19 protein-coding genes are annotated in these 19,759 nt (G+C 73.1%); 8 read left to right on the top strand and 11 right to left on the bottom strand.

Annotated features, from left to right (window positions below):
* Positions 1 to 14: 14 nt before the first annotated feature.
* The 5 genes from V1258_RS13670 to V1258_RS13650 form a co-directional block, all read right to left on the bottom strand.
* A complete protein-coding gene (locus V1258_RS13670; RefSeq protein ID WP_329750205.1) occupies positions 15 to 1,049 on the bottom strand; it encodes an alcohol dehydrogenase catalytic domain-containing protein in 1,035 nt (344 codons plus the stop codon).
* A gap of 10 nt (positions 1,050 to 1,059) precedes the next feature.
* Positions 1,060 to 2,055 carry a GNAT family N-acetyltransferase gene (locus V1258_RS13665; RefSeq protein ID WP_329750204.1) on the bottom strand — a complete coding sequence of 332 codons (996 nt, stop codon included), beginning with the start codon at positions 2,053 to 2,055 and terminating at the stop codon, positions 1,060 to 1,062.
* On the bottom strand, positions 2,052 to 2,813 hold the full coding sequence (locus tag V1258_RS13660) for a class I SAM-dependent methyltransferase (RefSeq protein ID WP_329750203.1): 762 nt from the start codon (positions 2,811 to 2,813) through the stop codon (positions 2,052 to 2,054). The genes V1258_RS13665 and V1258_RS13660 overlap by 4 nt, the downstream gene beginning before the upstream one ends.
* Positions 2,814 to 2,861: 48 nt before the next feature.
* Positions 2,862 to 4,814 carry a glycoside hydrolase family 2 protein gene (locus tag V1258_RS13655; RefSeq protein WP_329750202.1) on the bottom strand — a complete coding sequence of 651 codons (1,953 nt, stop codon included), beginning with the start codon at positions 4,812 to 4,814 and terminating at the stop codon, positions 2,862 to 2,864.
* 158 nt (positions 4,815 to 4,972) lie between these two features.
* Positions 4,973 to 5,974, bottom strand: coding sequence for a LacI family DNA-binding transcriptional regulator (locus V1258_RS13650; protein WP_329750201.1), 1,002 nt, complete (start codon positions 5,972 to 5,974; stop codon positions 4,973 to 4,975).
* 250 nt (positions 5,975 to 6,224) lie between these two features.
* Here V1258_RS13650 and V1258_RS13645 point away from each other — a divergent pair, with 250 nt between their 5' ends.
* The 4 genes from V1258_RS13645 to V1258_RS13630 all read left to right on the top strand — a co-directional run bounded on the left by V1258_RS13645 (position 6,225) and on the right by V1258_RS13630 (position 9,767).
* Positions 6,225 to 7,838, top strand: a complete 1,614-nt coding sequence (locus V1258_RS13645; protein WP_329750200.1) for a DEAD/DEAH box helicase — start codon at positions 6,225 to 6,227, stop codon at positions 7,836 to 7,838.
* A complete protein-coding gene (locus tag V1258_RS13640) occupies positions 7,835 to 8,314 on the top strand; it encodes a rhodanese-like domain-containing protein (RefSeq protein ID WP_329750199.1) in 480 nt (159 codons plus the stop codon). The genes V1258_RS13645 and V1258_RS13640 overlap by 4 nt, the downstream gene beginning before the upstream one ends.
* Positions 8,315 to 8,436: 122 nt before the next feature.
* Complete coding sequence (locus V1258_RS13635; RefSeq protein ID WP_329750198.1) at positions 8,437 to 8,793, top strand: ArsR/SmtB family transcription factor; 357 nt, start codon at positions 8,437 to 8,439, stop codon at positions 8,791 to 8,793.
* A complete protein-coding gene (locus V1258_RS13630; protein WP_329750197.1) occupies positions 8,790 to 9,767 on the top strand; it encodes a cation diffusion facilitator family transporter in 978 nt (325 codons plus the stop codon). The genes V1258_RS13635 and V1258_RS13630 overlap by 4 nt, the downstream gene beginning before the upstream one ends.
* Before the next feature lie 5 nt (positions 9,768 to 9,772).
* Here V1258_RS13630 and V1258_RS13625 read toward each other — a convergent pair whose 3' ends face one another.
* Positions 9,773 to 10,741, bottom strand: a complete 969-nt coding sequence (locus V1258_RS13625; RefSeq protein ID WP_329750196.1) for an MsnO8 family LLM class oxidoreductase — start codon at positions 10,739 to 10,741, stop codon at positions 9,773 to 9,775.
* Positions 10,742 to 10,858: 117 nt separating this feature from the next.
* On the opposite strand from V1258_RS13625, the gene V1258_RS13620 reads away from it, so the two are divergent.
* Both V1258_RS13620 and V1258_RS13615 read left to right on the top strand, forming a co-directional pair.
* A complete protein-coding gene (locus V1258_RS13620) occupies positions 10,859 to 11,866 on the top strand; it encodes an LLM class flavin-dependent oxidoreductase (protein WP_329750195.1) in 1,008 nt (335 codons plus the stop codon).
* Position 11,867: 1 nt separating this feature from the next.
* A complete protein-coding gene (locus V1258_RS13615; protein WP_329750194.1) occupies positions 11,868 to 12,062 on the top strand; it encodes a hypothetical protein in 195 nt (64 codons plus the stop codon).
* Positions 12,063 to 12,071: 9 nt separating this feature from the next.
* Here V1258_RS13615 and V1258_RS13610 read toward each other — a convergent pair whose 3' ends face one another.
* From V1258_RS13610 to V1258_RS13595, 4 genes are all read right to left on the bottom strand, one after another.
* Positions 12,072 to 12,971: an endonuclease/exonuclease/phosphatase family protein gene (locus V1258_RS13610; protein ID WP_329750193.1), complete on the bottom strand. Its 900-nt coding sequence runs from the start codon at positions 12,969 to 12,971 to the stop codon at positions 12,072 to 12,074.
* 286 nt (positions 12,972 to 13,257) lie between these two features.
* Positions 13,258 to 14,892 carry a chaperonin GroEL gene (gene groL / locus V1258_RS13605; RefSeq protein ID WP_329750192.1) on the bottom strand — a complete coding sequence of 545 codons (1,635 nt, stop codon included), beginning with the start codon at positions 14,890 to 14,892 and terminating at the stop codon, positions 13,258 to 13,260.
* Positions 14,893 to 15,119: 227 nt separating this feature from the next.
* Entirely contained in the window at positions 15,120 to 15,722 is a 603-nt protein-coding gene (locus V1258_RS13600) for a LytR C-terminal domain-containing protein (RefSeq protein ID WP_329750191.1), read from the bottom strand.
* A gap of 83 nt (positions 15,723 to 15,805) precedes the next feature.
* Complete coding sequence (locus tag V1258_RS13595; protein WP_329750190.1) at positions 15,806 to 16,108, bottom strand: DUF3263 domain-containing protein; 303 nt, start codon at positions 16,106 to 16,108, stop codon at positions 15,806 to 15,808.
* A 76-nt stretch (positions 16,109 to 16,184) separates the two neighbouring features.
* On the opposite strand from V1258_RS13595, the gene V1258_RS13590 reads away from it, so the two are divergent.
* Positions 16,185 to 16,859 carry a uracil-DNA glycosylase gene (locus V1258_RS13590; protein ID WP_329750189.1) on the top strand — a complete coding sequence of 225 codons (675 nt, stop codon included), beginning with the start codon at positions 16,185 to 16,187 and terminating at the stop codon, positions 16,857 to 16,859.
* A gap of 49 nt (positions 16,860 to 16,908) precedes the next feature.
* Here V1258_RS13590 and V1258_RS13585 read toward each other — a convergent pair whose 3' ends face one another.
* The gene (locus V1258_RS13585) at positions 16,909 to 17,496 is read right to left on the bottom strand and encodes a hypothetical protein (RefSeq protein ID WP_329750188.1); all 588 of its coding nucleotides are present in this window, start codon (positions 17,494 to 17,496) and stop codon (positions 16,909 to 16,911) included.
* 330 nt (positions 17,497 to 17,826) lie between these two features.
* On the opposite strand from V1258_RS13585, the gene treS reads away from it, so the two are divergent.
* On the top strand, positions 17,827 to 19,608 hold the full coding sequence (gene treS / locus V1258_RS13580; RefSeq protein WP_329750187.1) for a maltose alpha-D-glucosyltransferase: 1,782 nt from the start codon (positions 17,827 to 17,829) through the stop codon (positions 19,606 to 19,608).
* Positions 19,609 to 19,759 lie beyond the last annotated feature (151 nt).

Here is a 19,759-nt window from a genome sequence, read left to right as displayed (position 1 = left end):
TCGGAGAAGAACCGTCAGCGGATCCGCGCCACCGTCATGCCGGCACTGGTGGGCGGGGCGGAGAGGGCGGGCAGCGCGGCGGGGAGTTCCTCGAGGGTGAGGATCCGGCCGACGGTGCGAGCGAGATCGAGGCGGCCCGCGGCCACGTCCGCGAGCAGATCCGCGTACTCCGCGACGGCGAGACCGTGGCTGCCGAGGATCTGCAGCTCCTGCCCGATCACGCGCCCCATCGGCAGCGCCGGGTCGGCATCGTCCCCGAGCAGCAGCCCCACCTGCACGTGGCGACCGCGGGGGCGCAGCGACAGGATCGAGGTGCGGGCGGTCGCCGCGGAGCCGAGGGCGTCCAGCGCGAGATGGGCACCGCCGCCGGTCGCCTCCCGCACCCGCTCGACCACGTCCTCGCCGGCGGCAAGGGGGGTGGCCCCGAGGGCGCGGGCGGCCTCGAGCGCCGCCGCGGACACGTCGACCGCGACGACCTCGGCCCCCGCGGCGCGGGCGATCATCACGCAGGCGAGGCCGAGGCCGCCGCAGCCGAGCACCGCGACCTGCTCCCCGGGGCGGACGGCGCCCTGGGTCCGGACCGCGTGATGGGCGGTGCCGACCCGGCAGCCGAGCCCGGCGGCGAGCGTCATCTCGATCTCGTCGGGGAGGCGGACCAGGTTGTGCTCCGCTCCCGTGACCACGACCTGCTCGGCCCAGGACCCCTGCTGGTCGAAGCCGGGCTGGCGCTGGGCGGGGCACACCTGGGGCGCTCCGGCCCGGCACTCGGTGCACTCCCCGCAGGCCAGGATGAACGGGGCCGTGACCCGGTCCCCCGGCGCGAACGACCGCACGCCCTCGCCGACCTCTCGGACCACCCCGGCGAACTCGTGCCCCGGCACGTGCGGGAGGCGGACGCTGTCGTCATGCCCCTGCCAGGCGTGCCAGTCGCTGCGGCACACCCCGGTGGCGTGCACCTCGATCACCGCCCCGCCCGGAGGGCAGATCGGATCGGGCAGCTCGACCAGCTGCGGCGCAACGCCGAAGGCGTCGTAGCGGACGGCTCTCATCGCGACCTCCTCATGCCGTGGCGACCGGCTTCTCGTAGGTCGCGTACACGGAGGCCCGGGTGAAGCCGACGGCCTCGTAGAGCCGGGTGGCCCCGGTGAGCGACTCGGTGTCCACCTCGAGCTGCGCCTCCTCGTAGCCGGCGGCGCGGCCGGAGGCGAGGCTGCGGGCGAGGACCGCGCGGGCGAGTCCCCGGCCGCGCGCCTCGGGGCGGGTGCCGACGAGGCCCACGTGCAGGTGGCCGGGGCGGTCCTCCTGGGTGAGGGCGTAGGCGAGGATCGTGCCGCGGTCGTCCACGGCGATGCTCGAGTGCTCGTGCCGGGAGGTGTGACCGTCCCACCAGCCCGCCCAGCGGTCCGCGGGGATCGGGGCCGAGCCCCAATGGTCGGTGAAGGCGGCGTCGTGGGCGAGGCGTGTCGGCTCGCGATCCGCGGCCGACGGGCTGCGCAGGGACACCCCGGGGACGTCGGCGCCGGCGAGCTCCGTGAGCCCCGCCCCGGCCTCGCCGCGCAGCTCGCGGCGCATCTCGAACCAGGAGCGGACGCGGGTGTATCCGCGTCGGTCGAGCACGGGGCGCACGTCGACGCCGCCGCGGGGCTCCGCCTCTTCCTGGGGGTCGCGGCCGCCGCCGCAGCGGAGCACGGCGGAGCTGCCCGGGTGCCGCTGCGCGGCGAGCGCCGCGGCGCGGGTCTCGAGCCGGTCCAGCACGGCCGTGCCGAGGCCCCGACGGCGGCGCTCGGGGTGCACCCCGCCCATCAGCTGGCAGCGCACGCGCCCGTCCCGGTCGAGGGAAGCGCCCACGTCGAGCAGGCCGGCCGCGATCAGCCGGCCGTCCTCGCGCACGGCCACCGAGTCGGTGGCGAGGTCGAGATCGGGCATGGTGAGCCACTCGCGCATGCTGGGCTCCTCGGCGGGCTCCCCGAAGCCCTCGTGGGCATCGATCGCGTTCATCAGGTCGGTGAGCGCGGGGACGTCCTCGAGGGTGAGGGCGGTGAGATCCTGAGTCATGCGGTCCCTTCGGTCAGGCGGTACACGGAGACGTGGCTGCGGGAGTCGACGGTGAACGCGCTGCGGTCCCAGTCCGCCCAGCGCTCCTCGAGACGGAATCCTGCCAGTTGCGCCATGAGATCGAGCTCCGCGGGCCACACGTAGCGGTGCGGGGTCCGGCCGATCCGCGCCTCGCGCCCGCCGTCCACGGCGGGATCGAAGCGCACGTGATGGGAGATGACCTGCTGGGCAAGGGTGTCGTAGGTGTCGACGAGCAGGTAGCCCGGCTCGGAGACCTCGACGGTGCCGCCGTGGCCCGGGGCGAGCGAGCGCAGCTGCGGCACCCACAGCTCGACGACGAAGCATCCGCCCGGGGCGAGGTGGCGGGCGGCATTGCGGAAACAGGCCACCTGCTCCTCCTGCGTGAGCAGGTTCGCGATGGTGTTGAAGACCAGGTACGCGAGGGAGAACCCCGTCCCCGCCGCGGCCGTGGTCATGTCCCCGGAGACCACGGGGATCTCGTCGGCGGTGACCTTCTCCCGCAGCCGCGCGATCATCGCCTCCGACAGCTCGATCCCGGTCACCGGGACGCCCGCCTCGTGCAGCGGGATCGCCACGCGGCCCGTGCCGATCGCGAGCTCGAGCGCGGGCCCGCCCGCCGCGAGCGCGGCGAGGCGGGCCACGGTGGGCCCGAGCACCTCCGGGGCGAACATCCCCTCACCGGGGGTGTCGTAGGAGGAGGCCGCGTCGGCGTCCCAGAGTCGGCTCTGATCGATCATGAGCCCATGGTGGTCGGCGGCGGCGACCCGGGCCAGCGGATTTCCGGGTCAGTCCGCCTCGTACGCCGCGGTCTTCTCCTGGACGGCGCGGAGGCGGGCCAGGTCGAGCTTGCGCCCGCGGGCGAAGTCGACGATGCCGTTCTTCTCCTGGAACACATCGGTCATCTGCGTGTAGCAGTAGCCGAACATGAGGGGGTCCTCGAGCAGCACGCGGGTGAGCCCCTCGAAGCGCTCGTAAAGCTCCGCCTCGCTCGCGATCCGCTGGCCGTAGCCCCACGACTCGGCGGCGTTGTTGCCGGCGCGCTCGGCCTCGGCGGCCTCGCGGGCCTCCTGCTCGTTCCACCAGATGCCGCCGTACTCGGAGACGAAGTACGGCTGGCCGGCGAAGGGCAGGGAGAACTCGCCGTCGGCGAAGGGGTACTCGTCGGGCGCGAGGTCGCGCCGGTTCGCGAAGGGCCGCCCCTCGGCGAGTCCGGACTGCTCGACACGGAAGCGCTCCGGGTCCTGCTCGTAGGAGTGCGAGTCGTACACGTCGGCCCCGCGCACCCGGTGCGAGTAGCCGGAGGCATCGAGCACGGGCCGCGAGGGGTCGGCGAGCTTGGTCGCGTCGTACATCGCCTGGGTGACGGTGTCGAGCTGGGTGTAGCGGTCGTGGAGGATCTGGTGGGTCTCGTTGAGGGGGCACCAGCCGATGATCGAGGGGTGGTTGATGTCGCGGGAGACCGCCTCGATCCACTGCCCGATGAAGGAGGCGGTGGGCTGCTGGTTGTCGCCGAGCGGGCCGAGGCCCGAGACGCCCCAGTCGCCGAACTCACCCCAGGTGAGGTAGCCGTGCAGGTCGGCCCAGAACAGCATGCGCTGCTCGAAGACCTTCTGGTGGAGTCGGGCGCCGTTGAAGCCGGCCTCCATCGCCAGGCGGATGTCGGTGGTGAAGGCGGAGTCCGTCGGCGTGGTCATGAAAGTCTCCTCCCAATACCCCTGGTCCAGGACCAGGCGCTGGAAGACCTTCTCGCCGTTGAGGCGGTACTCGTGGGCGTTCAGCGAGGTCGAGCGCAGGCCCGCGTAGGAGCGGACCTCGTCGAGCACGCCACCGGCGGCGTCCAGCAGCCGCACCTGCAGCGCGTACAGCTCGGGGGCGCCGGGGCCCCACACGCGCACGTGCTCCGACGGGATCGTGAGCGAGAGGTGCGGGGCGAGGTCGAGGTCGGCGCGGACGGAGGTGCGCGCGACCGCCCCGCCGCCGGGGACGGAGGCGATGACCTCGAGGGTGGTGCCGGGGGTGCTGCGCGAGAGCGGCACGTCGATCGCGAAGGAGGCCGCGGCGAGCGAGGGGAGGATGCGCAGCGAGCGGATCTCGTCGACGGGGACGCCCTCGAGCCAGACGCTCTGCCAGATGCCGGTGGTGCGGTGGTAGTTGGCGTGCGTGGGCCGGAACCAGGTGGACTGCTTGCCGCGGGCCTGGGGCTGATCGTGCGGGTCGCGGGCGCGGACCACCACGGTCACCTCGCTGCTGGCGCCGACGCCCGGGACCTGCGAGAGATCGGCCGCGAAGGGGGTGAAGCCGCCGCGGTGGCGGGCGACCTCCACGCCGTTCGCCCACACGGTCGCGTCCTGATCGACGGCCTCGAAGCGGAGGATCGGGCGCAGGCCGTCCCAGTCGGCGGGGATAGCGACCGTGCGGCGGTACCAGACGGCCTCGAGGAAGTCGCGGTCGCCGATGCCGGAGGCCGCGGTCTCCGGCGCGAAGGGCACGGTGATGGTGGTGGCGAGCTCGGCGTCGAGCAGCCCGCGCTCGCGACCCGTGTCGCTGCGGTCGATCTCGAACTGCCAGGTGCCGTTGAGGCTCAGCCAGGCGGAACGCTGCAGCTGAGGGCGCGGATGCTCTGGGCGGGGCACGTCCGCCGCCGCGGAGAGCGGCGCATCGAGCTGGGCGGCCAGCTCGTCGGCTCGGGCGAAGAGCGCGGAGAGCGACTCCGGCAGGGTGGGGTTCTGGTCGGGCACGGACTGCTCCTGGGGTCGAGGGGACTCGGCGCTGAGGCCTCGGCGCACGGTGCGCCGTACGGGCTGTCAGGAGTCAGTCAACCGCACCCCAGCGCGAAGTGCAACGTGGGAATCGCGAGGTGGACGCGGCCGACGGGCACGAGCGTGCGGGGCGCGGGTCAGCGGGTGGTGCCGCGCTCGACGAGCCGGTGCGCGATCACCCGCTCGACGCCCTCGCGCTCGGCGGGGGCGGCGAGGGCCGCGTCGAGGGCGGCGGCGACGAGGGCGTCGAGGTCGGGGGCGACGGTCGTCAGCGCCGGGCGCGTCCACGCCGCTTCGACCAGGTCGTCCCAGCCGACCACGGCGACGTCCTCGGGGACGCGGCGCCCCGCATCGAGCAGGGCGATCAGCGCACCGATGGCGAGCAGGTCGTTCCCGGCCACGACGGCATCGAAGTCGAGGCCCTCGGCGAGCGCCGCGGCGATCTCGTCGCGACCACCCTCCCGCGTCCAGTCGCTCACGTGACGGATCAGCGCCGGGTCCTCGTCGAGCCCGGCCTCGGTGCTCGCGAGGCGGAGGCCGACGAGGCGGTCGGCGCCCGTGGAGCGGCGCCCCTCGTCGGCCCCCAGGAACAGCAGCCGACGGTGGCCGGCGGCCACCAGGTGGCGCACCACCTCGGCGGCGGAAGCGACGTTGTCGATCGCCACGTGCACGATGTCCGGGGCGGCGAGCAGCATCTCGCCGAGCAGCACCACGGGCGGGCCGGAGGTGCGATCGCGCAGGTCCTCGGCGGTCAGGGCCGACGGGGAGATGACCACGGCGTCCACCGGGCGCGAGCTGCGGCCGCTGATGTGGGCGCGCTCGGTCGCGGCGCTGTGCAAGGACACCTCGACGCTCACGGTGCGCCCGCGGGCCCGGGCGGCGGCCTGCATCCGCTCGGCGAGACGGGCGAAGTACGGGTTCTGCAGCTCGGGGACCACGAGCGCGAGGGATCCCGTCGGCCCGCCGCGCAGCTCGCGGCCGACCTGGTTGGGGACGTAGCCGAGCTCCTCGATCGCCGCCAGGACCCGCTCCCGGGTCTCCGGGCGGACCACGGGCCGCTCGTTGACGACGTTCGACACGGTCTTCCAGGACACGCCCGCCCTCTCGGCGACGTCCTTGATGCTCACCCTGCGGGCCATCGGTCCTCCAGCTCTCCCGGTGCTCGCACCCTACGTCCCCGCGACGCTCCGCTGCGGGAGCCGGGGTATCTCACATCGGCGGGCCCCGGTCTCGCCACCGGGCGGGGCGGCCCCTACCGTGGAGCTCGAGTGCCGTCACCCCGCCGCGGCACAGGTCCCCGTCACGGGCGACTGCGCAGACCCTCCCCCGCCTGAACGGCGCCGGGCCACGGGCGCACCGGGCGGGACGCACCACGCAGAACGGATCCTCGTGACCACCTCTGACTTCGCACGCCTCGGCGTGCCCACCGCCCTCGTCGAAGCACTCGCTCCGCAGGGCATCACCTCCCCCACCCCGATCCAGGCGGCGACGCTGCCCGACTCCCTCGCGGGTCGCGACGTGCTCGGCCGCGGCCGCACCGGCTCGGGCAAGACCTACGCCTTCCTCCTCCCGCTGGTCGCCCGCCTGCTCGCCGAGCCGCGCCGCCGCCAGGCGCGTCGGCCGCGTTCGCTGGTGCTCGCGCCGACCCGCGAGCTGGCCTCGCAGATCGCCGACTCGCTCGCCCCGCTCGAGCGCGCCGGGAAGCTCCGCAGCACCGTCGTCTTCGGCGGCGTGGGGCAGAACCCGCAGGTCAAAGCCCTCGCCAGCGGAGTCGACGTGCTCATCGCCTGCCCCGGCCGCCTGCTGGATCTGATGGGCCAGGGCCACGCCGACCTCTCCGCCATCGAGATCACCGTGATCGACGAGGCCGACCACATGGCCGACATGGGCTTCCTGCCGATGGTGCGCCGGATCCTCGCGGCGACCCCCGCGAAGGGACAGCGCATGCTGTTCTCCGCGACCCTCGACGCCGGCGTGGACAAGATCGTCCAGCAGTTCCTGCACGACCCGGTCACCCACTCCGCCGACCCGGCCACGAGCCCCGTCGGCACCATGGAGCACCACGTCCTCGAGGTCGACCCGACCGCCCGCTTCGACGTGCTGCGCGACCTCGCCGCCGCGCCGGGCCGCACGATCATGTTCACCCGCACCAAGTACGGCGCGAAGAACCTCGCCCGCAAGCTCGCCGCCCGCGGCGTCGACGCGGTGGACCTGCACGGCAACCTCTCGCAGAACGCCCGCACCCGGAACCTCGAGGCCTTCGGCTCGGGCACCGCGACCACGATGGTCTGCACCGACATCGCCGCGCGCGGCATCCACGTCGACGAGGTCGCGCTCGTGGTCCACGCCGATCCGCCCATCGAGCACAAGGCCTACCTGCACCGCTCGGGCCGCACCGCGCGGGCCGGCGAGTCCGGCACCGTCATCACCGTGCAGACCCCGGAGCAGCGGAAGGACGTCCACGACCTGATGCGCAAGGCCGGGATCACCCCGACCCGCCACCAGGGCGTGACCGCGGCGAGCCCGGTGCTGACCGCACTCGCCCCGGGCCAGCGGGTCGAGACCCATGAGCCGCGCGGACCGGTCACCGAGGACAGCCCCGAGGAGCAGGCGCGCCGCGAGGCGGGCATCCCCGGCGGCGGTCGTGGTCGCGGACGCGGTCAGGGCGGCGGCCAGGGACGTGGCGGTCGCGGCGGCCAGGGCGGCGGCGAGGGCCGTGGTCGCGGTGGCCAGGGCGCACGCTCCGGCGAGGGCCGGAGCCAGGGCGGCCGCGGCGGCGAGAACTCGGGCCAGCGGGGTCAGCAGGGTCAGGGCCAGGGTCGCGGTCGCGGCGAGTCCGGAGGCCAGGGCGGCCGCGGCGGGCAGGGCTCGCGCGGCGGTCAGGGCCGGGGTCGCAGCGGCGGCCAGGGTCGCTCCGGCTCGGGCAGCGTCTACTCGACCTCGACCGGCGGCTCCTCCTCGGGCGGCGGCCTCGCGGCCTTCTCCTCGCGCCGCGGCCGGTGACCTCCTCGTCTGCGGCGGCCGACGGGTCCTCCTTCACGGATCGGCCCGTCGGCCGTCGGCGCGCGGAGGTGCCCGCACACCGCTCGATCGACGAGGTGCTCGAGGCCTCGCGGCGCGGCGTGGACCGCGTGGAGCCCGCCGATCTGCCGGATCTCATCGCGCACGGCGCCCACGTGATCGACCTCCGCTCCGAGCGGACCCGCGAGCCCGAGGGCCACATCCCCGGCGCGACCGTCATGGGGCGCCTGGTGCTCGAGTGGCGGCTCGATCCAGGCTCCGCGCATCGGATGGACGGCGGCCCCGGCCTTGACGACCTGGTGATCCTGGTGTGCAACGAGGGGTACTACTCCTCGCTCGCCGCCCGGGACCTGCGCGATCTCGGCTTCTCCCGCGCGACGGACCTGGTCGGCGGCTTCCGCGCGTACCGCCGTGCGGGCCTGCCGGTGAAGGGCAAGCCCACCCGCGTCGTCCTCTGACGCGACCCGCACTCCGCCAGGGCCCCTCCACCCCGACCCGGAGCTCGCTCCCCCGTCGGCCGCGCCACATCCAACACTTCGTCAGTTGCGCGAATGACGAAACGTCGGCGAGGATGTCGGCCATGACGACGACCCCGGGCGAGCTGCGCCCCGCCCCCACCGAGCCGCAGCTCGCCGCGGCCGCGGACACCTTCGCGATGCTCGCGAGCCCGGCCCGGCTCCACCTGGTCCAGCTCATGAGCACCGGTCGCTACGACGTCGGGGCGCTGGCGGAGCGGGTCGGGCTGAGCCTGCCCACCACGAGCCAGCACCTGCGCAAGCTGCGGCTGACGGGCATCGTCTCGGCGACCCGGGAGGGCCGCCACAGCTACTACACGGTCGAGGACCCGCACGTGGTCCAGCTCGTCGAGCAGATCTTCGAGCACATCGCTCCCGACGGCTCCCTCGCCCCCGACCCGCCCCGGAAGGATCCCCGATGACCGCCGCCGCTCCCCCGGCCCGCCCCGCGCCGCAGCGCGTGGACCTCACCCGGTTCGCCTGGCTGTCGATCGCCGCCGCCGTCCTCACCATCTCCCTCAAGGCCGGGGCCTGGCTCATGACCGGCTCGGTGGGACTGCTCTCCGACGCCGCCGAGTCCGTGGTGAACCTGGTCGCGGCCGTGGTCGCGCTGATCGCCCTGCGCGTCGCGATCCGTCCGGCGACCGAGCGGTTCCTCTACGGGCGGGCGAAGGCCGAGTACTTCTCCGCCGCCGTCGAGGGCGTGATGATCTTCCTCGCCGCCGCGGTGATCCTGGTGACCTCGGTCGAGCGCTTCCTGAACCCGCAGCCGCTCCAGAACGTCGGCTGGGGCCTCGCGATCAGCGTGGTCGCGAGCCTGATCAACGGCGGCGTCGCCCTCGTGCTGCTGCGCGCGGGCCGCACCCACAACTCGATCACCCTGCGCGCCGACGGCAAGCACCTCATGACCGACGTGGTCACGAGCGCGGGCGTGCTCTTCGGCGTCGGCCTCGTGGTGCTGACCGGCTGGGACCGGCTGGACCCGATCGTCGCCTTCGCCGTCGGCGTGAACATCATCGTCACCGGCATCGGGCTGATCTCCGAGTCCGTCTCGGGCCTGCTGGACAAAGCGCTGCCTGACGAGGAGAACGAGGTCATCGCCGACATCCTCCGCCGCCGCACCGACGGGACCGTCACCTTCCACGGCCTGCAGACCCGCGAGGCCGGGCAGGAGAAGTACATGAACGTGCACGTCCTGGTGCCGGACGAGTGGACGGTCAAGCAGGGCCACGACTACATCGAGGAGCTCGAGCACGAGCTGATGCGCGCGATGCCCACCCTCACCGTGCTCACCCACCTCGAGCCGATCTCCGACCCGGCGAGCTACGAGGACATCCCCGAGGCGCACGTGCCGATCCACGGGGACGACGACGCGAACCTGCGCCCGCCCGCCTGAACCGCTCAGCCCAGCAGCGCCATGGCCCGCTGGTCGGAGTCGGCGAGCGCCGCGCGGTCGAAGGCCGCACCCGCGGCGAGGATCTCGTCGGCCCGCGATCGCTCGAGCAGCCGCTCGATCCGCGGTCGGAGCGTCCCCGGGCTGCCCGCCCAGGCGGTCGCGAGCCCGCGCTCGAGCTGCGCCGACTCTCGGGCGGTCCGCTCCGCCGACAGGATCGAGAGGGGATCCTCGAGCGGTGGGAAGGCGCCGGTGCGACGGGAGGCGACCATCGCCCACACCTCCGACAGCGCCAGCTCGCGCGCCTCCGCGTCGGTGTCGGCGACGAGCAGATCGAGGGACAGCATCACGTGCGGCGCGCTCCCCCGATGCGAGCGGAAGGCGCGCCGGTAGCCGTCGAGGCGCTCGCCGAGGTCGTCGGCCGCGAGCACCGGCCCGCCGAGGACCACGCCGAGACCGAGCCGGGCGGCGAGCTCGAGACCGGCGCCCGTGGCCAGGAGGTGCAGCGGGGGCGGGCTCGCGGTGACGGGCCGGGCGGTGAGCGCGGCCGTGCCCTCGAGGAGCGCGCGCACCTCCGCCACCTCGTCGGCGAACTGCTCCGTGCTCGCCTCGGTGCGGCCCAGTGCCTCCCGGACGGGGGCGGTGAATCCGAGGGAGCGACCCAGCCCCAGGTCCACCCGGCCCGGGGTGAGCGCCTCGAGCATGAGGAACTGCTCGGCGACGACGAGCGGGCGGTGGTTGGGCAGCATCACCCCGCCCGAGCCGAGGCGGATCCGCCCGGTGCGCTGGCCGATCGCGGCGAGCAGCACCGCCGGGGAGCCTGACGCGATCCCCGGGACGGCATGGTGCTCGGCGACCCAGAAGCGGTGGTAACCGAGCTCCTCCGCGGCCACGGCCCGCTCCACGCTGTGGGCGAGGGCCGACGCCTCCGGCATGCCCGCGCGCGTGCGGGAGCGGTCCAGGAGGGAGAGTCTCACGGCAGGCGCAACGCCCCCGCACCCCCGGATCTTCCCGTTCCGCGGACTGATCTCGGGTGATCCTTCCCCCGCTCCGCTCGCCCGCCGCGCGGCGTCGGAGCTGGCTAGGCTCGCGCCATGAGCATCCCCCACGTCCCGCTGTCGATCCTGGATCTGGTGCCCCTCAGCGAGGGGCAGAGCACGCGCGAGGCGATCGACACCTCGATGCGCGCCGCGCAGACCGCCGACCGCTCCGGATACGCCCGCTACTGGTACGCCGAGCACCACAACGCAGCGACCCTCGCCTCGAGCGCGACCAGCCTGCTCATCGACCGCGCCGCCTCCCTCACCGAGCGGATCCGCGTCGGCTCCGGCGGCATCATGCTCCCCAACCACTCCCCGCTCGCCGTGATCGAGCAGTTCGGCACCCTCGTCCAGTTCCACGGAGACCGCATCGACCTGGGGCTCGGCCGCGCGCCCGGCACCGACCAGTACACGGCGCAGCTGCTGGCCCGCACCTCGGCGGAGCCCGGCGCCTTCGTCGCCGCCGTCGAGCAGATGCGCGACTGGTCCCGGGCCGAGCCCAGCGGCACCCTCCCGATCCGGGCGGGCGTCGCCGAGGGCACCGAGGTGCCGATGTGGATCCTCGGCTCGACCACGAACGGTGCGCGCCTCGCGGCGCAGCTGGGCATGCCCTTCTCCGTCGCCTCTCACTTCGCGCCCTTCCAGTACCTCGAAGCGCTGCGCGTGTACCGCGAGCAGTTCTCGGCGACGCAGAGCGACGCCGCCCAGCTCGAGGCGCCCCGCACGATGGTCGGCGTGAACGTGGTCATCGCCCCGACCGACGCGGAGGCGCAGCGCCTGTTCACCACCAACGTGCAGCAGTTCCTCGGGGTCGTCACCGGGCAGCGGCAGGCCATGCAGCCGCCCCGGGATCTCGAGGGCACGGTCCCCGACCATCTCCTCTCCCAGGTCGAGCAGACCCTCTCGATCCGCGCCGTCGGCTCGCCCGCGAGCGTCGTCGAGCAGCTCGAGGCGATCGTCGCCGCGACCGAGGCCGACGAGCTGATCGTCACCGCGAACTACTTCGATCCCGAGCACCGGATGCGCGGCCTCGAGCTGCTCGCGGAGGCCTGGGGGCTGTGAGGTGACGGGGCACCGTGCCGTCGCCGGACTCGCCGCGACGCTCGACGGAGAGGTCGAAGACTGCCCAGGGGGCTGGGTCGAGGTGCAGCCCGGCCTCGTGCAGAGCGCGAACATCTCCGAGGCCGGCGACATGCTCGAGCTGACCGTGGTGTACGTCGACGGCACGCAGTTGGTCACCTCCGCGCGCGACATGTGAGCCGGGCGCTCAGACCCCCGTCGGCCGCACGCGCGCGGTGACCGTCGCGTGATCGCTCGCGGCCCGTCCCTGCCGCCGGGGGACGGACGCCTCGTACTCCTGGACCGCGAGGCCTCGGGTGAGGATCCAGTCGATCCGGATGCCGCCCACCTCCGGCGCGCCATAGTCGGGGAAGGTGCCGATGTCCTCGCCGACCTTCGTCCCGGCGACGTCGTGCGCGTCCGCGAAGCCGGCATCGCGCAGCACCCGCCACGGCGTGCTGTCCCCGCCGGCGGCGTTGAAGTCTCCCATCAGCAGCGTCGGCGCGCCGTCCGCCGCCTCCCGCAGGCGCTGAGCGAGCAGTCCCGCGCCCTTCTCCCGGGCCCGCTCCCCCGCATGGTCGAGATGGGTGACGGCGAAGACCAGCTCCCCGCCGGTCCACCGGTCCCGGACCCGCGCCCACACCGCGATCCGTGGGCAGTGCCCGTCCCAGCCCTGCGAGCCGATCCGCGCCGGATCCTCCGACAGCCAGAACTGGTCCCAGTCCAGCAGGTCGAAGCGCTCCCGCCGCAGGAGCAGCAGGTTGTGCTCCCCCCGGCCGCCGCCCTCGCGGCCGATGCCCAGGCGCAGATGGGTCGCGCCGAGCACCTCGTCCAGCAGCGGGATCTGGGCGGCGAGCACCTCCTGGGTGCCGATCACGTCGGCATCGGCCGCGCGCAGCAGCTCGGCGAGGACCGGGGCGCGGCTCGGCCAGTGGTCCGGGTGCTCGGGCGGCACCGACGGGTCCGCGTACCGGAGGTTCTGGGTCAGCACGCGCAGGGTCGCAGGGGCTGGGGTGGGGTCAGTCGTCGGCGTCGGGGTCGGGGTCGTGCCGGTGGTCGGGCGGGTGGTCAGGCCGGTGGTCAGGGCGTCGTCGCTCCGCATCGTCATCCCTCCATCCTCGCGCAGCAGCTCCCCGGGGTCGACCCTCGCCCGCCCCGGCCCTGCTGGAACTCCGTACCAGGCGTGAGCTCAAGGCCCCACAGAGCCTGGGGTCACGCAGGGCGCGGAGTTCCAGCAGACGACCGCGAGCACCAGGGCGCCAGGGCAACGGAGCACCAGGTCAACGGAGCACCAGGGCAACGGAGGGAACGCCGACGGGCCCCGACCCTCCGGAGAGGATCGGGGCCCGCAGGTCGCTCGGGGGGAGCGGCAGATGATCAGCCGTGAGGCTGGATCACATCATGCCGCCCATGCCGCCCATGCCCATGTCGTCGCCGCCCGCGGGAGCCTTGACCGGCTCCGGCTTGTCGGCCACGACGGCCTCGGTGGTCAGGAACAGGCCCGCGATGGACGCCGCGTTCTGCAGCGCGGAGCGGGTGACCTTGACCGGATCGATGATGCCGGCGGCGAGCAGGTCCTCGTACTCACCGGTGGCGGCGTTCAGGCCCTGGCCGACGGGGAGGTTCTTGACCTTCTCCGCCACGACGCCGCCCTCGAGGCCGGCGTTGACCGCGATCTGCTTGAGCGGGGCCTCGATGGCGACCTTGACGATGGCGCCGCCGGTGGCCTCGTCGCCCTCGAGCGCGAGGGTGGCGAAGGTGTCCTTGCCGGCCTGCAGCAGCGCCACGCCGCCGCCCGCGACGATACCCTCGTCGACGGCGGCCTTGGCGTTGCGCACGGCATCCTCGATGCGGTGCTTGCGCTCCTTGAGCTCCACCTCGGTCGCGGCGCCGGCCTTGATGACGGCCACGCCGCCGGCCAGCTTCGCGAGGCGCTCCTGGAGCTTCTCGCGGTCGTAGTCCGAGTCCGAGTTCTCGATCTCGGTGCGGATCTGGGAGACGCGACCGGCGATGCGGTCGGCCTCGCCGGCGCCCTCGACGATGGTGGTCTCGTCCTTGGTGACGACGATCTTGCGCGCCTGGCCGAGCTGCTCGAGACCCGCGGTCTCGAGCTTGAGGCCGACCTCCTCGGCGATGACCTGGCCACCGGTCAGGATGGCCATGTCCTCGAGCATCGCCTTGCGGCGGTCGCCGAAGCCGGGGGCCTTGACGGCCACGGACTTGAAGGAGCCCTTGAGCTTGTTGACGACGAGCACCGCGAGGGCCTCGCCCTCGACGTCCTCGGCGATGATCGCGAGCGGCTTGCCGGACTGGATGACCTTCTCCAGCAGCGGCAGCAGGTCCTTGACGGTGGAGACCTTGGAGGAGAGCAGGAGGATGTAGGGATCCTCGAGCACGGTCTCCTGACGGTCGGCGTCGGTGACGAAGTAGGGCGAGATGTAGCCCTTGTCGAACCGCATGCCCTCGGTGAGCTCCAGCTCGAGGCCCATGGTGTTGGACTCCTCGACCGTGATCACGCCCTCCTTGCCGACCTTGTCGAGGGCCTCGGCGATGAGCTCGCCGATCGCCGGGTCGGCCGCGGAGATGGCGGCGGTGTTGGCGATCTGGTCCTTGGTCTCGATCTCCTTGGCCTGCGCGAGCAGGGTCTCGGAGACGGCGGCCACGGCCTTGTCGATGCCGCGCTTGAGCGCGATCGGGTTGGCGCCGGCGGCGACGTTGCGCAGGCCCTCGCGCACGAGCGCCTGGGCCAGGACGGTGGCGGTGGTGGTGCCGTCGCCCGCGATGTCGTCGGTCTTCTTGGCGACCTCCTTGACGAGCTCGGCGCCGATCTTCTCGTAGGGGTCCTCGAGCTCGATCTCCTTGGCGATGGAGACGCCGTCGTTGGTGATCGTGGGGGCGCCCCAGGACTTCTCGAGCACGACGTTGCGGCCCTTGGGGCCGAGGGTGACCTTGACGGCGTCGGCGAGCTGGTTCATCCCGCGCTCGAGGCCGCGCCGGGCCTCCTCGTCGTATGCGATGAGCTTGGCCATTGTGGAATCTCTCCCGTGTGGTGTGGTGTCCACCCGACCCTGTGCCCGCGACGGACGGCACCAGCCGCCGTGTTCATGTCCCACGACGACGGGTCCCTCACGGGGCCGGAATGCTCTTGGCCCGTCGCTCGCGAGTGCTGTCACTCTCGAGCGACGAGTGCCAGCTCATCATAAGCACTCTCGGCCCGAGAGTGCTAACCCCGGGAGGAACCGCGCACAGCGGGGGCTCAGCCCTCGCCGTCACCCTCCTCGGCACCGGCGCCCGGGGACTCGACCGCGAGGAAGGTGATCCGGTTCTGGAACTCGTCGCTCTGCCGCGCCTCACCGGCGCCGACCTCGAGCGCGAGGGCCTGGGCGGTCTCGGCGTCCGCCTCGTCGCGGTAGAAGACCACGGCCTCCTGCTGCTGCGTGTCGGCGGTCTGGATCTGGACGTCCTCCCAGCCGCTCTCCTCGAGGGTGTCGCGCCAGTCGCCGGCGAGCCCGTCGACGCCCGCGGCGTTCATCACGAGCACGGGGACGGTCTTGTCCGCCACGGGGGCGGGTTCCTCCGAGGCCGACTCCTCCGCCGACTCCTCGCCGGTGGTCTCCTCCGCGGTGGTCTCCGCGGCGGTGGTCGGCTCCTGGGAGCGGTCGTCCCCTCCCCCGCCGCCGAGGTTCCCGATCAGGAACAGCAGCACCACGAGCAGCACCAGGGCCGCCGCGATGATGATGATGTAGAGCAGGTTCTGGCGCCAGAACGGCTCCTCGGCGCGGTGGGCGCCGTGGAACGCGACGGCGTCCGCCTCGTCGTCGAATCGGTCGGGCGGGTAGGGGTACTGGGAATCTGCCACGGACCCATTAAACCCGCTCCCCCCGGGAGGGCCGTGGAACCCACGCCCATCAGGAGTGTCCGACGGGACACCCGGCCCGCGGATCAGGCGACGCGGTCGCCGCCGCGGCGGGGGATCTCGCCGTGCTCTGAGACCCGTCGGCCGCGCAGCCGGTGCACCAGGGCCGGGGCCGCGCGGAGCGCCCGCGGATCGTCGAGCAGGGCGTTGAGCCGCACGTAGTAGGCGACCTTGGAGATGCCGATCTCCTCACGGATCGCCCGCTCCTTCGCGCCGACGTAGCGGAAGGTGCGCCCCTCGAGCGCGAGGATCGCGAGCTCCTGCGCCGACAGCTCCGGGGCGGGGTCGCCCGGGGAGGGCGACGACGCGGAGGGGGACGGGACGGGCATGGATCGACAGTACGCGGCCGCTCGCGCCGTCCCGCTCCGGCGCGCCGGAGGGTGACGTGCCTGGCAGACTGGCGGCATGCCGCAGCCGCTCGCCGAGATCATCGCCCCCGACTGGGCCGCCGCCCTGGCCCCCGCCGAGGAGCGGATCCACGCGATCGGGGAGTTCCTCCGCGGCGAGGTCGAGGCGGGGCACGGCTACCTGCCCGCCGGGGACCTCGTTTTGCGGGCCTTCACCCGCCCCCTCTCCGAGGTGCGGGTGCTGGTCGTCGGCCAGGACCCCTACCCGACGCCGGGCCATCCGATCGGGCTGAGCTTCGCGGTCGAGCGGGACGTGCGGCCGCTGCCGCGCTCCCTCGCGAACATCTATACCGAGCTGCGATCTGACCTGGGAATCTCCCCGGCCGCCCACGGCGATCTCTCCTCCTGGCAGGACCAGGGCGTGATGCTGCTGAACCGGGTGCTCACGGTGCGACCTGGCGCGGCCGCCTCCCATCGCCGCCGCGGCTGGGAGGAGGTCACGGAGCTCGCGATCCGCTCCCTCGTGGATCGCGGCGGGCCGCTCGTTACGATCCTGTGGGGTCGGGACGCGCAGTCGCTGATCCCCTTGCTGGGCGAGGTGCCGCACGTCGCGAGCCCGCATCCGAGTCCGCTCTCGGCCTCGCGCGGCTTCTTCGGGTCACGCCCGTTCTCGCAGGCGAACGCCCTGCTCCGTGCGCAGGGCGGCGCAGAGATCGACTGGACGGTTCGCTGAGGCGAGCTGGCGCCGAACCGGCCGCCCCGCCCGGTCCGCGGGTCTGCCCTCAGCCCTCTCCCACCCAGGTCCAGCTGTCGAGGATTTCGCGCAGGGCGGGGGAGATCTCGGTGGAACCGTGGGTCTCGACGGCCACCTGGACGATCTCGTCACCCACGTCGACGCAGAAGCCCTCGGTGATCGCGTCGGCCCCGTCGTGCTCCCCGGACTTGGTGTAGCCGTGCACCGGGCGGCCGCCGAGCTGCGGGTCCTCGAGGACGCCCTCGTCCCCGGACTCGTCCCAGCTGAAGCCCGCCCAGATCGCCTGCATCTCGCATTCGACCTCGGCGTGCACGTCGCTCTCGAACTTGTAGACCTCGAGGCTGTTGGGCGGGAAGTGGTCGAACTCGTCCTCCGGGGCGATCTCCACGTCGGTGACCTGCAGGAGCTTGCCGAAGTCCGCGTCCTCGGCGGTGACCTCATGGGTCACCCAGTCCGCGGGGTACTCGAGGCGGAAGTCCTCGGTCTCGAAGACGGTCGACTGCGGCGCCGCGCTCGTCTCCTCCTCGCCGCCTCCGCGCTGCGAGACCAGCACGATTATCCCGCCCGTGATCGCCACGATCAGCAGGATCACCACGAGACCGGCGCAGCCGAGCACAATCCACTGCCGGGAGCGTCCTCCGCCGGACGGAGCGGGGCCGCCCGGGGCCTGCCCCCATTGCTGGCCCGGTTGTCCCGACTGGCCCGGTTGTCCCGTCTGACCCGGCTGCCCCCATTGCGGGCCCGCCTGCTGTCCCCAGGACGGCGAGGACGGCCCCCCGGCCGTCCCGCCCCCGCTCCACCCCTGATCCGACTGCTCCATGTCCCCTCGTCCCCTCCTGATCTCCCCGACGCCCGCGTCGGGCCTGCGCCCATGGTACGGAGGGCTCTAGGCTGGGAGTGCCCGTCCCGTCGGCGACGCCCTCGCCCCGTCCACGCGGAGGACCCGATGCCCCTGAATCTCTCCCAGTTCTCGCCGCAGGGCCCCGGGGTCGACTACGACCCCCACTGGTACCGCCGCGCCGTGTTCTACGAGGTGCTCGTGCGCGCCTTCGCCGACGGCAACGGGGACGGCACCGGCGACTTCACCGGGCTCATCGAGCGCCTCGACTACCTGCAGTGGCTGGGCATCGACTGCCTGTGGCTGCCGCCCTTCTTCGCCTCCCCGCTGCGGGACGGCGGCTACGACATCTCCGACTACGAGCAGGTGCTGCCGGAGTTCGGCTCGATCACCGACTTCGAGCGGCTGGTCTCCGAGGCGCACCGTCGTGGGATCCGCGTGATCATCGACCTGCCGATGAACCACACCAGCGACAAGCACCCCTGGTTCCTCGAGTCCCGCTCCGATCCCGAGGGGCCCTACGGCGACTTCTACGTCTGGTCCGACACCGACGAGAAGTACTCCGAGGCGCGGATCATCTTCGTGGACACGGAGGAGAGCAACTGGTCCTTCGATCCGGTGCGCCGGCAGTTCTTCTGGCACCGGTTCTTCTCCCACCAGCCGGACCTCAACTTCGAGAACCCCGCCGTGCGTCGGGCGATGTTCGACGTGGTGCGGTTCTGGCTCGACAAGGGCATCGACGGCTTCCGGGCCGACGCGATCCCGTACCTCTTCGAGGAGGAGGGGACCGACGGGGAGAACCTCCCGGCGACCCACGAGTTCCTCGCCGAACTGCGCGCGTACGTGGATGAGCACTGGCCGGGCCGCGTGATCATCGCGGAGGCGAACCAGTGGCCGGCGGACGTGGTCGAGTACTTCGGCACCCCGGAGAAGCCCGAGTGCCACATGTGCTTCCACTTCCCGGTGATGCCGCGCCTGTTCTACGCGCTGCGCGAGGGCAGCGCCCGGCACATCATCGACATCCTCGCCGACACCCCGGAGATCCCGCGCGGCGCCCAGTGGGGAACCTTCCTGCGCAATCACGACGAGCTGACCCTCGAGATGGTCTCGCCCGAGGACCGCTCGGCGATGCTCGGCTGGTACGCGCCGGACTCGCGGATGCGGGCGAACGTCGGAATCCGTCGGCGTCTGGCCCCGCTGCTGGACAACTCCCGCTCGGAGCTGGAGCTGATCCACGCCCTGCTGCTGTCCCTGCCCGGCTCGCCGTTCCTCTACTACGGGGACGAGATCGCGATGGGCGACAACATCTGGCTCGAGGACCGCGACGCCGTGCGCACCCCGATGCAGTGGACCCCGGACCGCAATGCCGGCTTCAGCGAGATCGCGGACCCGGGCAAGCTGTACCTCCCGGTGATCCAGAATCTGGTCCACCACTACGTGACCGTGAACGTCGAGGCGCAGATGGCGCACTCCGGCTCGCTGCTGCACTTCGTGCGCTGGATGCTCGCGGTGCGGCGCGAGCACGCGGCCTTCGGCATGGGCGAGTACCGGGCGGTCGCCGCGGACAGCGAGCGGGTGCTGGCCTTCACCCGCACCTACGACGGGGCCGATCACGGCGAGGACGCGGACGAGCACGCCGAGACGCTGCTGTGCGTGTTCAACCTGTCGGCCCAGCCGGTGACGGCGGCCCTCGACCTGGTGGGGATGGAGCGGCGCACGATCCGCGACCTCTTCGGCGGGCACGAGTTCCCGGCCGTGACCCCGGACGGCGCCCTCACCCTGACCCTCGCCGGTCACGGCTACTTCTGGCTCAAGATGCGGCCCCTGGATGCTCACGGCGAGCCGATGACGTCCACCACGGCCCTGCCCGTGGTGGCCCCGGAGGGCTGATCCGCCCCGCAGGAAACCGCGCTCGTCTGACCCCGACGGCGGCAGTGATCTGCGTCCGAGACGCTTCCCGATCCCTGCCGCCGTCCGGACACGTGTGCCATCCTCGTCGGTCGACGCGACGCCGCCGGTGCGCCGCGGGACGAAGGGAGAG

The organism is Brachybacterium sp. J153, assembly GCF_036311905.1.
In the GTDB taxonomy this organism is placed as follows: Bacteria; Actinomycetota; Actinomycetes; order Actinomycetales; family Dermabacteraceae; genus Brachybacterium.
The sequence above is the reverse complement of the archived record's forward strand: the minus strand, read 5'-3'. Positions and strand labels throughout refer to the sequence as shown.

What these genes read in the sequence shown, in the direction of transcription:
- V1258_RS13670 (WP_329750205.1), bottom strand. Translation starts at nt 1,049, where the DNA reads ATGAGAGCCGTCCGCTACGACGCCTTCGGCGTTGCGCCGCAGCTGGTC.
- V1258_RS13665 (WP_329750204.1), bottom strand. Translation starts at nt 2,055, where the DNA reads ATGACTCAGGATCTCACCGCCCTCACCCTCGAGGACGTCCCCGCGCTC.
- V1258_RS13660 (WP_329750203.1), bottom strand. Translation starts at nt 2,813, where the DNA reads ATGATCGATCAGAGCCGACTCTGGGACGCCGACGCGGCCTCCTCCTAC.
- V1258_RS13650 (WP_329750201.1), bottom strand. Translation starts at nt 5,974, where the DNA reads ATGGCCCGCAGGGTGAGCATCAAGGACGTCGCCGAGAGGGCGGGCGTG.
- V1258_RS13635 (WP_329750198.1), top strand. Translation starts at nt 8,437, where the DNA reads ATGACGACGACCCCGGGCGAGCTGCGCCCCGCCCCCACCGAGCCGCAG.
- V1258_RS13630 (WP_329750197.1), top strand. Translation starts at nt 8,790, where the DNA reads ATGACCGCCGCCGCTCCCCCGGCCCGCCCCGCGCCGCAGCGCGTGGAC.
- V1258_RS13620 (WP_329750195.1), top strand. Translation starts at nt 10,859, where the DNA reads ATGAGCATCCCCCACGTCCCGCTGTCGATCCTGGATCTGGTGCCCCTC.
- V1258_RS13610 (WP_329750193.1), bottom strand. Translation starts at nt 12,971, where the DNA reads ATGACGATGCGGAGCGACGACGCCCTGACCACCGGCCTGACCACCCGC.
- groL (WP_329750192.1), bottom strand. Translation starts at nt 14,892, where the DNA reads ATGGCCAAGCTCATCGCATACGACGAGGAGGCCCGGCGCGGCCTCGAG.
- V1258_RS13595 (WP_329750190.1), bottom strand. Translation starts at nt 16,108, where the DNA reads ATGCCCGTCCCGTCCCCCTCCGCGTCGTCGCCCTCCCCGGGCGACCCC.
- V1258_RS13590 (WP_329750189.1), top strand. Translation starts at nt 16,185, where the DNA reads ATGCCGCAGCCGCTCGCCGAGATCATCGCCCCCGACTGGGCCGCCGCC.
- treS (WP_329750187.1), top strand. Translation starts at nt 17,827, where the DNA reads ATGCCCCTGAATCTCTCCCAGTTCTCGCCGCAGGGCCCCGGGGTCGAC.